Origin of the sequence: Shewanella saliphila (assembly GCF_014648295.1) — a bacterium.
GTDB lineage: Bacteria > Pseudomonadota > Gammaproteobacteria > Enterobacterales > Shewanellaceae > Shewanella > Shewanella saliphila.
In genome coordinates, this window is the sequence record NZ_BMQV01000009.1 from 45,661 (window position 1) to 59,826 (window position 14,166).

A 14,166-nucleotide genomic window follows, 5' to 3' on the forward strand; every position below is an offset into this window, starting at 1 on the left:
GTTAGATAATACCCATTTCTTTACCAATGCGGGTAAAGGCGTCGATAGCATGATCGAGTTGCTCGCGAGTGTGTGCGGCAGACATTTGGGTGCGAATACGTGCTTGGCCTTTAGGTACCACAGGAAACGAGAAGCCAATGACGTAGATATGTTCAGCAAGCAACTTGTTTGAAAAGTCACTGGCTAACTTCGCATCGCCAATCATAACCGGAATAATCGCATGGTCGGCGCCGCCCAATGTAAAGCCTGCTGCTGACATTTGCTCACGGAAATAACGGCTGTTTTCCCATACTGCTTCTCGTAAATCTTGGCCTGTTTTAAGCATTTCGAGTACGCGAATTGAGGCGCTAACGATTGATGGCGCTAATGAGTTTGAAAACAGGTAAGGGCGCGAGCGTTGGCGTAGCCATTCAACCACTTCTTTTTTGGCCGCGGTAAATCCACCTGACGCACCACCTAATGCTTTACCTAATGTACCGGTAATAATGTCTACACGGTCCATTACGTCGCAGTATTCATGGGTGCCTCGGCCGTTTTGACCAATAAAGCCAACGGCATGTGAGTCATCTACCATCACCAATGCGCCGTACTTATCGGCAAGGTCGCACACACCTTTGAGGTTAGCGATCACGCCGTCCATTGAGAATACACCGTCGGTGGCAATTAAAATATTGCGTGCACCGGCTGCTTGAGCAGCAATTAATTGTGTTTCAAGATCAGCCATGTCGTTGTTGGCATAACGGAAACGTTTGGCTTTACATAAACGTACACCGTCAATGATTGAGGCGTGGTTTAACGCGTCAGACACAATCGCGTCATCGGCATCTAATAAGGTTTCGAATAAACCGGCGTTAGCGTCAAAACATGAAGAATAAAGAATGGTGTCTTCCATGCCTAAAAACTCACTCAAGCTCGCTTCTAATTGCTTGTGAGTGTCTTGAGTGCCGCAAATAAAACGCACAGATGCCATACCAAAACCGTGGCTGTCTAAGCCTGCTTTGGCTGCCTGAATAAGTTCTGGGTGATTGGCTAGACCTAAATAGTTGTTGGCGCAGAAGTTAATGACTTTTTCGTGATTAACTTCAATGGCTGTCTGTTGGGCTGAAGCAATAACGCGTTCACTTTTATATAAACCATCTGCTTTAACGTCAGCTATTTGTTGATTAATACGGTCGTAGAAAGAGGTAGATGCCACCTGTGTTCTCCTAAATATGGTTATTATGCTTATCCAAATCACGCAGTAAAACACCGCTGTAATTGATAGGGTGTTTTGGAGTTGCTGGCATTCTAACCTTTATTTTTGCCGCTCCACAGCGTTTTTTTTAGTCGTCAGACCAACATGAATTAGATTAGGGGTAGTCGTTATTCACATTAAAAAAACTAATATAAAATATGTACGTTCAATGGATGTTGATTTGTGGATTTTGACACATAGAAATCCGCAAATACCTGAGCACAATTGTAGTCGAATATCTGCGGATTGAAAGACAGCGGTATACCTTTAAGTATGTCATTATCGCGTCAGCTTTTGATTACGCGGCTTGATGCCGCTCTTGGCTGGCGATATCGAGATAATGTTGCTCTAAACGGCTGAACGTTGCCGAAGATGCCGGTGTTTCGTAAGCCTGGAAAATCATCAGTACCCGTAATAAACCATCATATAAGGTGGCTTTAGTGATGCTTGATGTGCTTGATTGGGTTAACTGATAACTAATCCAAAAGCTGACCATCATTTTTATGGTGTCAGCAAGGGCGGTAATTTTATTATCGTCAACGTCGAGAAAGCCGTCTTTTTTTAATTTTCGTAAAATATCGCTTGAGCGTGTAAGCACTTGCTGTTGGGCATGTAAGTAGCGTTTTTTAAGTGCTTCGTCACGGCTTAAAATATCGGCTAAGTTGGCATACATAAAGCGGAACTGCCATAAGGTATAAAACATGGCATCGAAGTAACCCATTAATAATTCGATGGTAATGGGTACATCGTCATAAGGCTTAAAGCCTGACTCTAAGTGATTTTCGTATTGGGCAAAAATCGAATTGATAATGTCTTCTTTATTACGAAAATGATAGTACAAGTTTCCCGGGCTAATGCCTAAGTGAGCGGCGATATGGTTGGTAGTAATACTCCGTTCACCATGTTCATTAAACAGTTCTAAACTGGCAAAAACGATCTTGTCGCGCGTTTTCATATGATTTCCATATTCATTTCTAGCTTAGGATTTTGGCTTATACAGCAATAACATTTCATTAAGCCGACTCAATATGATTATGTTAACATTGTGCTTATCTGACAAGCAAAAATCGATGACTCTTCTTAACATGAACCGTGCCCTATATTCTTTATTTTTGTATCTTTTACTGCCTCTGGTCGTAATGTATTTGGTTTTTAGAGCGATTAAGAGTCCTGATTACCGTCGTCGTTGGTCTGAACGTTTTGGTTTTGCGAAACTACAGCGTACCGATGTATTGATCCACAGTGTATCGATGGGTGAAACCCTGGCGGCCGTGCCACTGATAAAACAACTTATGGCGCAGAATCCGCAATATACATTTACCGTCACCACGACCAGCCCAACCGGCTCCGCTGAAGTCATAAAAGCATTGGGTGATAAGGTGCAGCATTGTTATCTGCCTTTTGACTTTGCCTATGCGGTTAAACGTTTTTTACGCCAAACACAGCCCAAACATTTTATTATTATGGAAACTGAGTTGTGGCCTAACTTGCTGCATTTTGCCAAACAGCAGGGGGCAACAATGGTGTTAGCCAATGCTCGCTTGTCGCAAAAGTCAGCTGACAAATATGCTAAAAAACGCCGTTTATCAACGCCGATGCTAAAACTACTCTCGTTGGTATTAGTGCAAACTCAAGCCGAAGCTGAACGCTTTATTGCCTTAGGTGTTGAACCACAAAAAATTAAAGTCTGTGGCAGCCTTAAATTTGATCTCACTATTGACCCCAATAAAAAACAGCAGGCATTGCAAATGCGCAGTCAATGGCAGCGAAGCGACACTCCCATTTGGGTTGCTGGCAGTGTTCATCCTGGCGAGTTTGCTGCGATATTAGCGGCGCATAAGCAGCTGTTAGTGAGCTTTCCTAATGCATTATTGATTATGGCACCTCGTCATCCAGAACAATTTAATTTAGCGGCCATTACCATTACTCAAGCCGGTTTTAAGTTGGCCCGTCGGAGCATGAATGATGACGTCAGTATTGATACCCAAGTGTTACTCGGCGATACCATGGGGGAATTATTAATGCTCTATGGCGCAGCCGATCAGGCTTTTGTGGGGGGCACATTAATTGAGGGGGGTGGGCATAATCCGCTCGAACCCGCAGCAATGGGCTTACCTGTATACGTTGGCCCTAATCATTGGAATTTTGCTGAAATTACCGAGTTACTTGCCAATGCTGGTGGATTGCAGTGTGTTGCCGGTGCTGAGGAGCTTGCTGCGTTATTAGCAGCTAAGTGGTGTAACCCTGCTGAGTATCAACAAGCATCAGATGCCGCATTAGCTGTGGTAAGTCAAAACCGTGGTGCGTTAACGAAGCAATTTTCGTTTATTGATTCGTTGATGGCGTAATCTACTTATATTGCGTTTACGCTTCGATAACCCTCAATCAACTGCTGCCAACATTGCTGTGAAAACGCAAGGCTTGGCAGTTTTGTTTGTTCTTTATTAAACGAACGTAATAACCGGTCTAGATTGGCTTGTTGCCAACCTTTATCTGGTTGACGTATCTCTCCGCGGTCAAAGTCGATTAAATAAAAACGCTCGTGGGCTAATAAAATATTTTTGGCATTAAGGTCGGCATGATACACGCCACGTAGGTGAAATTTAGCAATCGTTTGGCCAAGTGCATACCATTGTTGCTCATTCATAGGTTGTTGGCTTAAATAGGCGACTAAATCTTTTGCGCCAGCAACATGCTCAATAATAATGTCGGCGTTGTAGCATAAACCTGAACGTGCAACATGGGCTGCGATGGGCCTAGGTACCGCAAAGCCTTCTTGGTGCAGCGTTTCAAGAATGGCTAACTCTGCCATTGCACGGGTGTGTTTAAGGCCTGTGTATAAATAACTGTCGCGATTAAATTTTCCGATGAGACCACCGCGCCAATAATGGCGTAGCACCCAGGTTTGCGCTGTGTCCGCTTTAACAAACCAGGTGGTGTAGCGCCCTTTAGACTGGCCTACAACTGCGGCTTTGGCTTGCCAAACATCCACAGAGAAATCTTGCGGCGTTAGAGTAGCTGCACTGGGTTCACACCAGGCGATATGGCCTTGTTGGGTAGTTTTTATTTGCATCTAATTATCAAATAGCACGGGCTTGATTGTGGATCGAAATAACATTATACCTTAAGATCACTCACTTGCATTCCTTCCATCTTTTTCACTGACGCATATTGGATATTCAATGAAAGCTGACTTTAGTTCGATACGTTCATTATGTTTACTGCGTTTGTCAGCCATTGGCGATGTGTGTCACGCAGTGGCAATGGTTCAAGCTATCCAAAAGCAATATCCAGACTTAGCTATTACGTGGGTTATTGGTAAGGTTGAGTATCAATTACTTAAGCATTTACCCGGCATTAAGTTTGTTATTTTTGATAAATCTAAAGGCTGGCGCAGTTATGCTCAGCTACGTAGTGATTTAACAGACCAACATTTTGATGTGCTGTTGCATATGCAAGTGGCATTGCGAGCGACAATAGCGTCATTGATGATTAAGGCGCGTATTAGAGTCGGATTTGATAAAGCGCGAGCCAAAGAAGGTCAATGGTTGGTGACCAATCATGCTGTTGAACCTATCGCTGAGCCACATGTGTTAGATGGCTTTATGGGCTTTGCTAAAGCCATTGGTGTGACGGATTTAACCCCAAGTTGGCATATTCCTGTGCCACAAACCGATACTGACTTTGCTACTCAGCTTATAGGTGATGATAAGGTGTTAGTGATTTGCGCTGCTGCCAGTAAAGCGGAGCGAAACTGGTTACCTGAGCGTTATGCTGCTGTAGCCGACTACGCAATATCGCAAGGCTATAAGGTGATGTTATGTGGTGGACCTACCGCGCTTGAGAAAAATTTAGCTGATGTTATTCAATCTCATAGTCAGCACGCTTTCGACAATCAAGTGGGTAAAACAACCTTAACCCAATTATTAGCTGTGTTAAAACAAGCAAGCTTGGTGCTAGCTCCTGATACCGGCCCATTACACATGGCGGTCACTCAAGGAACACCTGTAATTGGTTTATATGCTCATTCTAACCCTGGTCGCACTGGGCCTTATCACTCTCGCCAATACACTGTGAGTGTTTACCCACAAGTTATCGCCAAGCAGTTTTCTGCTGAGGTTAAATGGGGGACTCGCGCTAAAGGTGAACATTTAATGGCGATGATAGAAACAGAGGCTGTAATACGGAGCATGAAAAAGTTAATGGATTCGCAGTAACTAAAAGATAACTAACTTGTGCTACTCAGATATTACTCGTTTACGACTCATGAGTTGCAAACGAGTAATGTCTTTTTTGTCTTAGGTTAATTTATTTTTCAGCTTACTTAGGCGTAATATTAAGCTTTTGTTTTAACACGGTTGAACTTACATTTGGGGTATAGTCAAAGTAGACCATCTCACAACTCACTTTTGGGTATTTCCCTTTCCAGTCAGACCCTACCGAGATCGCATCAATTTGATACTCATCCACAACTTTTTGTTTGTCTTTGTCAATTTGAGGGATCACTTCGTCAACGTATCGATTCGCTTCTAAAATCGAAATACGCTCTTCAAATGGAATGATAGGTGGACGGCCTTTTGATTGCTCAATGAGTTCATCTGTCGACACACCTACAATCAGGTAGTCGCATAATGCCTTGGTGCTTTTTAGAATATTTAAATGCCCCTGATGGAATATATCAAAACAACCTGAGGTATACATGCGGCGATACATTTTGTTTGATGCGGGTTTATTTGAAGGTTCTAATGCAGCAAAGTCACTTTTTAGGGTTTTTAATAGTTCGGCTTTAAAGATAGCGTCGAGCTGTAACTCATCAACTAAGCTTGGTGCTTTAGGCCATTGATTGTCGCTAAATTCTTTACCGCAAAATTCAGTAGCAAATTCGTATCGCGGGATAATATGGAAATGCACAGCAGGATCAACCATCATCAACATAAGGTAGTTGACTTTGTGGCAGTCAAACCTGTGATTTAGCACATTCTCTACATCGGAAATAATTTGTTTTTGTTCATTCGCCGCTTCGCTTGAAATGCCTGAGTATTGATGGACATTTTCTTTACACACTAACACCATTGAACCAAGAGTGGGTTGATCAGGTCTGAGTAACAAATACCAGTGCTGATATGACTTAATTAAGCTTTGTGGGTAATCAAATTTTCGTAAAGTAGATTGTGGCATGATAGGGCTTTATTGTTCAAAAATTTGCTTATATCTTAAGTTATCAGAATCTATGAGTCTATCTCAGCATGGGGATCTAAGCGTTTTCGTAGGATTTTATCGTTTATGACTATTTAAAGATGGCGTCATCAGTGACTTTAACAGAGATAACAATTTGTTGTTATAATCAATTTTTGGCTGTACAGCTGCAGCTATTTTCCGATCTATCAAAGATTAAGAGAGTATTATGTTTATCGTTTTCGATACATTAAATGTGTACTACATTCCGCAGTACATGCCAGTTATTCAAGAGTTAACGCTTCGGGGACACACAGTAAAATTAGTGTGTTATAGCAGTAAAAATGACCAAGAAGCTCTGGCTAAAACATTTGATGATGTCGGGGTCGAGTGTCTTTGGGTCACTGATACTCAAGAAGCTGAACAAGTCTATTTAACGATAAAACCGGATTGGATATTTTTTGGTAATCAATTTCCACATTTAGATTCAGTACATCAATACTCTAAAACGGCTCAATTAGGCCATGGTGTCGGCCCTAAGCCTTCGTATTACCATAAATCTATTACGCCAATGACAGTGAGATTTATTGAAGGCTCGCTGCGTTTAGCAAAAATCAAACAGTATTATCCAAATGATAATTTTGTAGAAGTGGGTTTTTGTAAGCTTGACCCATTATTTAAACATCAAGATTTGGGCTTAGATTTAACCGCTTTAGGCTTAGATACCAGCAAAAAAACCATTTTATACGCGCCGACGTTTAATCCAAGCTCTTTAGAGTGCTTCCCTGATGATTGGCCCAATGATTTTAAAGAATATAATATCTTAATTAAGCCTCACTCATTAACTCAAGTGAGGAAGCAGTATGCAAATCAACGGGCTAAATTAGCTAAGTGGTCAACCTATCCAAACGTTTATGTTGCCAATGAAAACGACATTTCTTTGCTCCCTTTTATTCAGCATGCCGATATTTTATTAAGCGAAGCGTCGAGTACATTGTTTGAATTTGCTGCCGTAGATAGACCTGTGATTGTGTGTAACTTTTTCAAATTGAAATGGTCTTATCGAGGTATCTTCAAGTATCGTTTTGAGCAGCGTTTTGGTAAAGATAATGTGTTGTATAGTGATATAGGGCTACATGTAGAGAAGTATAAATCGCTAATCAAAGCGATTCCTGAACAGTTAGCGAACCCACAGGCTTATCAAGCCAATAGACAGCGATATACTCAGGAGCACATAGGGCCAACTGATGGCTTAGCATCGGTGAGAATCGTGGATTATATTGAGGCATACGATAAGGCTTAAGTGTTGCAGGTCATCGGGTGATTAACAAAAGATAAAAAAAGGCAGAACGTAAAAGTTCTGCCTTTTTTTATTGTGAGTGTAAATGTTGGTTATTTCACGGTGCTAGGTTTGTTCAACCAAGGCGCTCGGGCATCCGTACCATCATAGAGCTCAAACTTGCGGCCGAGTTTCTGGCCGCCATCTCGTGTTAATGGTTGCCATGCTAGGCTGCCACGGTTTGATACTGGCGTGGGTAAGATTGCATCGAAAGGAATTGAAATATAAAACCCTTTGGTAAAACTACCCTCACCAAATTCTTCTGCAGATAAATCGGTTTTAGATGCAAAGGCACCCACTATAACGCCGCTGTCAAACTGTTTAGAAAAGTCCACGGTAAAACCGCGGTCTTCGGCTAAATACTGGCCATAACTGACTTTAAGTAATACATCTTCAAACCAGTTTGGTTGATAATAGACACTTGCATGACCGGTAAATGCGCCGGTTTGAGCACGATAGTAACGTCCCGAGTCGGCATCATAGTTAATTTCATTTTCGAAAAAACCGAGTATGTTGTCAGGATCGCGCTGTTTGACATAGTTTGCGTCAATACCAAAAGCCCACTCGCTGTCTAATGGGCGATAAAGTACCTCAGCCCCCACACCGCCAAACATCATTTCGAGATAACCGGCATAGGCCTGAGCATAAATATTCTCACTTAACTTATCTAGCCAAGTTAGTTGCAAGTTATCCACTCGTACAGGTGTGTCTGATACATATTGTCTCACTAAGGTTCTAACACGCTTAAGGTCCGTACCATCGGGCGGCGTTTCGTATTTAAATTCATCATAGTTATCGAATAAATTGATATAAATAGAGCTGCTGATTTCAATATTGTCGGTAAGCCAACGGCTTGCTGAGCCATTGATACCAAAATTAAACAGATAGAAGTTTTCAGAGCCACCAAAAGACTGAGCTAATTTGGGCGCAAAACCATAACTCCACTTATTTGGCGTTTCCCAATCAGCTATTTCGGTAGGCATTACAGGTTCTACAATGGTGGTGCTATCTTCAATATTAGCGCCAATATATTCATGTTGTAATGCACTTTTGAATTGCTTAGCATCAATATGAGTTTCGGTGGTCGGTAGATGGCCCACTTCTTCAATAATCTTGAAGGTACTCGCTTGCGGGAATTGATTGGCTAAAATCCGCCCTGCGCGATCATGAGCATGCTTTCGGTCGCGATATTTAGTTTGGGTAGCAACGACAGTAACTTCATCATTTTTGATGTAAATCTTGGCCCCTTTATAGCCCGCATCAAAGGCTAATTGCTTATTGAGTTCAGGTAAATCAACTTTGCGATCAGCAAGGTCTGGCTTCTCTTCAATGGTTTGCTTTGGTGATTCGCGCCAATCTGATTTTAATTTATTAAAGTTTGTCGATAAGCTAAACCCTAGTGTGACGGTATTGCCACGCTCGTAACTTAATCTCAAGTCGCCCCAATTACTAACTCGATACAATAAACCGAAATTAAAAGGACTGCTTTGTGTTAACTCATTACCAGTGCGCAGTGCGGCAAAGTCAGATTGATAGTCATTACCATCATACTCCGCTTTTAAGCGTAATGGTGCCCAGGGGGTTTGGTATTCAATACCAGCAAAAACGGCGCCACAGCCTTTAAACCAACGCTCAAAATCAACATCGCCACCCGTACCTTTATAACCAGTGTTACGATTACAATCTACTGATGTTGCTTTGTCTGAGTCACTAAAATTACCGCGATTACCTATGTAACCCCATGCAAATCCAACCGTGGCATCAAATGGGCCAAAACCTTTGGTCATGGCGATATATTCGCTATCAAATAAGCCTGTTCCGCCAATATCTCTTACACCGATAGAGGTTTCTGGGATCCAATAGCTTTCTTCCAATAAGCGTAATTTAACGTCGATACCTTTATCTGTGTAATAGGTATCACCACTGAAGCTGGGATCATTACTGTAGAGTACGTCAGGGACTTGAGTGTAGCGTATGGTGGTTTCTAGCCATGGGAATAATTGCAATGACATTGCAGCGTGGTAATAATCTTCATTGAAGGTTGCACTGACATTATATTCACCTTCAGGCGCCATTCGGCCCGTCGGCATTTGAATGAGACCCACACCACCAAAATCATATTGTGAAGGTGTCAGCTTTGGCGTTGATAGTTCATCGCTGTGCGCTGCAGCGCTGATAGCAATTCCGCTTACCATGAATGAAATGGCAAAAACAGAAAAGGCAGTTTGTTTTGCTTGATTCATGGCTAACGTATCCAATGTCTTAATAATTCGAGTATCTGTTGGTTTAATGCTTGTTCGTTTTCTCTAACCCCTTGAAACTCAAGATAGACAATTGCACCAGGTGCAATATCAATATGCTGTTTATTCCAGTAGGCAATGGGATATTTGTGCAATGTCCCATCGGGCTGAATCAACCAAGCGAAACTGTTATTTGAATCACCTAATGGCATTGCGTTATTTAGATATTCACTCGCGTGTTGCCTCAGTTCAAATGGCTGTGAACCATTTTGAGTAACCGCACCTAATATGGTGACATCTTGTGGTTTTGTGGGGAGAGTGAGTAAATATGAGCCGTTTAATAAAGGATTTAACTCTGCTTTTAATCGAATAGAATCAAAATCTAACGGAATGAATTCACGTTTTAGAAACTGTTGATTTTTAACCCAGGCTGACAAAGATTGTAAAGATTGAATATGGTCTGGCTTATCCATGTCGGTATATTGGGTTTTAAGTGCATTTAATACATTGCGTTGTTTTTGCTGAAATACACCTTCGCTGTTGTAATCGTATAGTGCTGCCCCTAGCCAATAGATTGCTTCTGGCTGAGCAGTCATTGCAATACTGTTACTGTTTATCAGACTGTCTTGCATGACTTGAGCTAAGCGTGGTGCCTGTTCATATTGCAATGTCATTGATGATTTATCGTGAACTGTTTGGGTGACCGTAATTGATGTCGTGGCATGACCATATTGCGAGCACAACATTAATAAAAATAGGCATACTTGAATTAACGGCTTCATTTAACGTCCTTAAATCCATAAGGCTTCAAAAGAGTAATTTCGATGTAAGGCAGGTTAGGGGCTATCTTCTGATAGCTTTTCATGACAGCGCCATTTGTTGCATCAACCCAAAATTGATTGTCGTATTCAAGGTCGAGACTCGGAACAATAATATGCTCATTAAATTTTTTAAGGTTTAATGGTTTGTCATTAATGATTACCGTTTCATCAGCGACGAAGCTAAATGTTGACCGCTGTTCATAGTTAATATGATAGCCAGGTTGCCAATCGATGGTACTTTGCCAATGCAGTGGCGTGCTATTTAAGTGCAGACCTAATGTAAGTGGATCAGGTTGCTTACTGTTTATTCCTAGAAGATTGCCGTCGAATAAGTTTAGTGTTTTCAATAAGCGACCATTGCGAGTCACTAGCATACCAAAATCCGATGATACCCATTTTAGTTCCATATTTTGGGGACTCACGTTTGTTGCTGGTAATGTTTGAGGTGCTTCGGCAAAAGCTAATAGAACGTAAGATCTGTGAGCATTGTTGATTTTAACGTGGATACTGGCGTAGGGGCTCTTTTCAATATCAACAGAAGTTATATCATCATCAGGTAAACCAATGACGCTTTCCTTGAACATGCCACCAATCTGTACAAAAGTATTACTACAACCTGTCAAAGTACAAAATAAAATTAAGATGAGTAGCTTTTGGTAAGTGGAAAACATATGAGCTCAATTCCTTAAGCTTTGGCATTGCAATAAAAACATAATAAAAAAGCACATTAAAAAATGTGCTTTTTTTAAAAAAATTACAAATTAGTTAGTAACTGTAGTTGTACCAGTTCCAGTGCTAGTTGTAGTTGTGCCAGTACCTGTACCATCATCAGAGTTACTGTCGTTTGCAGCAGCAGCGGTAACGCCAACTACTACAGCACCAGCAACAACTAAACCACCTACAGTAGCAGCACCTAATCCACCTGCAGCTGCACCAGCACTACCAGCAGCACCGCCAGTACCAGAACCTGCTTCAGTACCATCAGCTGCATGAGCTGAACCGATCATTAATAAAACCGTTGTTAACGCGATTACTGATTTTTTCATATTCAAAGTCTTCCCATAAATTGTCCAAACACACCTAATGGAAGATTAGCATATAATCGACTCACTTCCATATATAATTCGATACTAATGCTTAATAAATATTCAGCGAGATCGAATTGCTAATTTACACGAATTTAAATTTTTTTACAAAAGCTGTTTAATTAAATATCAATTACAATTGGGCTGTACGGCAATGAGCTGTTAAAATCTCTTTAATTTAATCTCACGTTTATGGCTTTGTATTATGCATAGAAGAGCAATTTACCCCGGCACTTTTGACCCTGTGACTAATGGGCATACTGATTTAATCGAACGCGCGGCGCGGTTATTCAAGCATGTCATTATTGGTATTGCTTCTAATCCGTCAAAGCAGCCAAGGTTTAGTCTTGAAGAGCGCGTTGCCCAAGTTAATCTAGTGACTGCACATTTAGATAATGTTGAAGTGGTTGGTTTTACCGGTTTGCTGGTCGATTTTGCTAAAGAGCAACATGCTAGTGTGCTAGTGCGTGGGTTGCGGGCGGTATCTGATTTTGAATACGAATTTCAGTTAGCCAATATGAATCGCCGTTTAAGCCCAGATCTCGAGAGTGTATTTTTAACCCCGTCAGAAGAAAACTCATTTATATCCTCAACCTTGGTAAAAGAGGTCGCGCTTCATGGGGGCGATGTCAGTCAATTTGTTCACCCCGAAATTGCCGCCGCTCTTAAATTCAAAGTTGAAGAGGGTAAAGCATCTCATAAAGATTGATCTTCAATAAGCCATATTGCTCAAAAGTAAATTGCAATATGGCTTTCATTCCTATCTTTGCTGGCATAAACCACAAAATACCGTGGTGCGTTGTCCTAGTTTTATTTCACTTAATATATTGCCGCATTGGGTGCAGGTATCGTTGCCTCGGCCGTAAACATGTAGCTTTTGGGCAAAATAACCTGGTTTTCCGTCGGCATTGGTAAAGTCTTTTAGGGTGGTACCACCTTGTTTGATGGCGTGGGCTAAAATCTGTTTTACCTCACTGACTAACACGGTTAATCGTTCGATATCAATTTTTCCTGCCTCTGCTTGTGGGTGAATACCTGCGGCGAATAAGGCTTCGTTGGCGTAAATATTACCGACACCGACCACTATGTGGTTATCCATTAGGCATAATTTGATGGCTTTTTTCTTCCCCGCGAGAGCGGCCTGTAGCTGTTGCGGGGTAAACGCTGGGCTTAATGGTTCTGGGCCCAACTTTGACAATAATGGGTGGGCGTCTTCGGGTAACTCATACCATAGCCAGGCGCCAAAACGCCTTGGGTCATTAAAGCGTAGCATCCGGCCGTTTTCTAGGACTAAGTCTATATGGTCATGTTTTTCTACCGGCGTATTGCGCGGTAAAATGCGTAAACTTCCTGACATCCCTAAGTGAACAATAGCCATACCCGCATCGGTGTCGATGAGTAAATATTTGGCTCGGCGGCGTACATTGTTAATGCGTTGGCCAGCAATGTTTTGTGCTACATCAGGAACAGGCCAGCGTAGCGATCCGTTACGCACAATGAGCTCACATACCGTTTGTTCAATAAGGTAAGGGCTGATCCCTTGTCGGGTGACTTCAACTTCTGGTAATTCAGGCATAAATACTCGTTATTTTGATTGAGATGACACACTGAGAACAGGCTGTAAATCAGCGCGTAAGCTTGGTGGCACTTGATACCAATTTTGATTTGATGATTGCAATAGGCCATCGTCGGGGAAATAACGCCATTGCTGTGCTGTGTGTATATTACTAATTGCGATAGTGACAATTTGTTCGTTTGACCCGTGTTCAGGCTCAACGTTTAATGGCGACACACTAATATTTTGCCAAGCCTGAGCCCATTGTTGGCAGTTAAGAACTTGCTCGTGACACCACCACTTATCTTCTTTTTTACTCAGCCAGATGTCATCGAGATGTAATTGCACCAAGGGAAGTTGAGGGTCAAATAAAGCGACGACATCATCGGGGACATTTGCGGTTTTGTCATCAATAAACGACAACACACTAATCATAAAAACACTGGCACCGATAATAATGTAGTTCCAATTTTTTCGAGAAAGCGCCATAACAGAGTCCTTTTTATTTGATGAAGCAGCATGCTTTTAGTGTATCACTCAGGTAATAAAAAACGAATCTAGCCCAGTAAGACTGCATCGGGTTGCCGGGGAATGAGTACGATTATACGGTTGTAGTGGGGATTTAGATTAGCGGTAAATAAGAGTGGTTGAAAGCGGTAAAGTATAACGTTACTCGACAATCACTGCGCATTGCAATGGTTGTCGAGGCTTGAAGGC

14 protein-coding genes are annotated in these 14,166 nt (G+C 41.8%); 4 read left to right on the forward strand and 10 right to left on the reverse strand.

Features of this window, described 5'->3' with window-relative positions; translation table 11 throughout:
- Position 1: 1 nt before the first annotated feature.
- Positions 2 to 1,195: a glycine C-acetyltransferase gene (locus tag IEY48_RS06620; RefSeq protein WP_188918510.1), complete on the reverse strand. Its 1,194-nt coding sequence runs from the start codon at positions 1,193 to 1,195 to the stop codon at positions 2 to 4.
- Between the two features lie 337 nt (positions 1,196 to 1,532).
- Positions 1,533 to 2,189, reverse strand: a complete 657-nt coding sequence (locus IEY48_RS06625) for a TetR/AcrR family transcriptional regulator (protein ID WP_188918512.1) — start codon at positions 2,187 to 2,189, stop codon at positions 1,533 to 1,535.
- Positions 2,190 to 2,319: 130 nt separating this feature from the next.
- Between IEY48_RS06625 and waaA the strand changes: the two genes are divergently transcribed.
- Complete coding sequence (waaA, locus tag IEY48_RS06630; protein WP_188918628.1) at positions 2,320 to 3,582, forward strand: lipid IV(A) 3-deoxy-D-manno-octulosonic acid transferase; 1,263 nt, start codon at positions 2,320 to 2,322, stop codon at positions 3,580 to 3,582.
- 5 nt (positions 3,583 to 3,587) lie between these two features.
- Here waaA and IEY48_RS06635 read toward each other — a convergent pair whose 3' ends face one another.
- Positions 3,588 to 4,307, reverse strand: a complete 720-nt coding sequence (locus IEY48_RS06635) for a 3-deoxy-D-manno-octulosonic acid kinase (protein WP_188918514.1) — start codon at positions 4,305 to 4,307, stop codon at positions 3,588 to 3,590.
- A gap of 109 nt (positions 4,308 to 4,416) precedes the next feature.
- Between IEY48_RS06635 and IEY48_RS06640 the strand changes: the two genes are divergently transcribed.
- Positions 4,417 to 5,451, forward strand: coding sequence for a glycosyltransferase family 9 protein (locus tag IEY48_RS06640; protein WP_188918516.1), 1,035 nt, complete (start codon positions 4,417 to 4,419; stop codon positions 5,449 to 5,451).
- 103 nt (positions 5,452 to 5,554) lie between these two features.
- Here IEY48_RS06640 and IEY48_RS20400 read toward each other — a convergent pair whose 3' ends face one another.
- Positions 5,555 to 6,412, reverse strand: coding sequence for an adenylyltransferase/cytidyltransferase family protein (locus IEY48_RS20400; RefSeq protein WP_229786344.1), 858 nt, complete (start codon positions 6,410 to 6,412; stop codon positions 5,555 to 5,557).
- 226 nt (positions 6,413 to 6,638) lie between these two features.
- Between IEY48_RS20400 and IEY48_RS06650 the strand changes: the two genes are divergently transcribed.
- Complete coding sequence (locus IEY48_RS06650) at positions 6,639 to 7,712, forward strand: CDP-glycerol glycerophosphotransferase family protein (protein WP_188918518.1); 1,074 nt, start codon at positions 6,639 to 6,641, stop codon at positions 7,710 to 7,712.
- Positions 7,713 to 7,801: 89 nt separating this feature from the next.
- Here IEY48_RS06650 and IEY48_RS06655 read toward each other — a convergent pair whose 3' ends face one another.
- The 4 genes from IEY48_RS06655 to IEY48_RS06670 all read right to left on the reverse strand — a co-directional run bounded on the left by IEY48_RS06655 (position 7,802) and on the right by IEY48_RS06670 (position 11,855).
- The gene (locus IEY48_RS06655) at positions 7,802 to 9,991 is read right to left on the reverse strand and encodes a YjbH domain-containing protein (RefSeq protein ID WP_188918520.1); all 2,190 of its coding nucleotides are present in this window, start codon (positions 9,989 to 9,991) and stop codon (positions 7,802 to 7,804) included.
- A 2-nt stretch (positions 9,992 to 9,993) separates the two neighbouring features.
- On the reverse strand, positions 9,994 to 10,770 hold the full coding sequence (locus IEY48_RS06660) for a capsule biosynthesis GfcC family protein (RefSeq protein ID WP_188918522.1): 777 nt from the start codon (positions 10,768 to 10,770) through the stop codon (positions 9,994 to 9,996).
- Positions 10,767 to 11,480, reverse strand: a complete 714-nt coding sequence (locus IEY48_RS06665; protein ID WP_188918524.1) for a YjbF family lipoprotein — start codon at positions 11,478 to 11,480, stop codon at positions 10,767 to 10,769. The genes IEY48_RS06660 and IEY48_RS06665 overlap by 4 nt, the downstream gene beginning before the upstream one ends.
- Positions 11,481 to 11,570: 90 nt before the next feature.
- Positions 11,571 to 11,855 (reverse strand): hypothetical protein, encoded by a 285-nt coding sequence (locus IEY48_RS06670; protein ID WP_188918526.1) that lies wholly within the window; start codon positions 11,853 to 11,855, stop codon positions 11,571 to 11,573.
- Positions 11,856 to 12,099: 244 nt separating this feature from the next.
- Between IEY48_RS06670 and coaD the strand changes: the two genes are divergently transcribed.
- The gene (gene coaD, locus IEY48_RS06675; RefSeq protein ID WP_188918527.1) at positions 12,100 to 12,603 is read left to right on the forward strand and encodes a pantetheine-phosphate adenylyltransferase; all 504 of its coding nucleotides are present in this window, start codon (positions 12,100 to 12,102) and stop codon (positions 12,601 to 12,603) included.
- Positions 12,604 to 12,654: 51 nt separating this feature from the next.
- Here coaD and mutM read toward each other — a convergent pair whose 3' ends face one another.
- Positions 12,655 to 13,470 carry a bifunctional DNA-formamidopyrimidine glycosylase/DNA-(apurinic or apyrimidinic site) lyase gene (gene mutM / locus IEY48_RS06680; protein WP_188918529.1) on the reverse strand — a complete coding sequence of 272 codons (816 nt, stop codon included), beginning with the start codon at positions 13,468 to 13,470 and terminating at the stop codon, positions 12,655 to 12,657.
- A 9-nt stretch (positions 13,471 to 13,479) separates the two neighbouring features.
- Complete coding sequence (locus IEY48_RS06685; protein WP_188918531.1) at positions 13,480 to 13,938, reverse strand: hypothetical protein; 459 nt, start codon at positions 13,936 to 13,938, stop codon at positions 13,480 to 13,482.
- Positions 13,939 to 14,166: the final 228 nt, after the last annotated feature.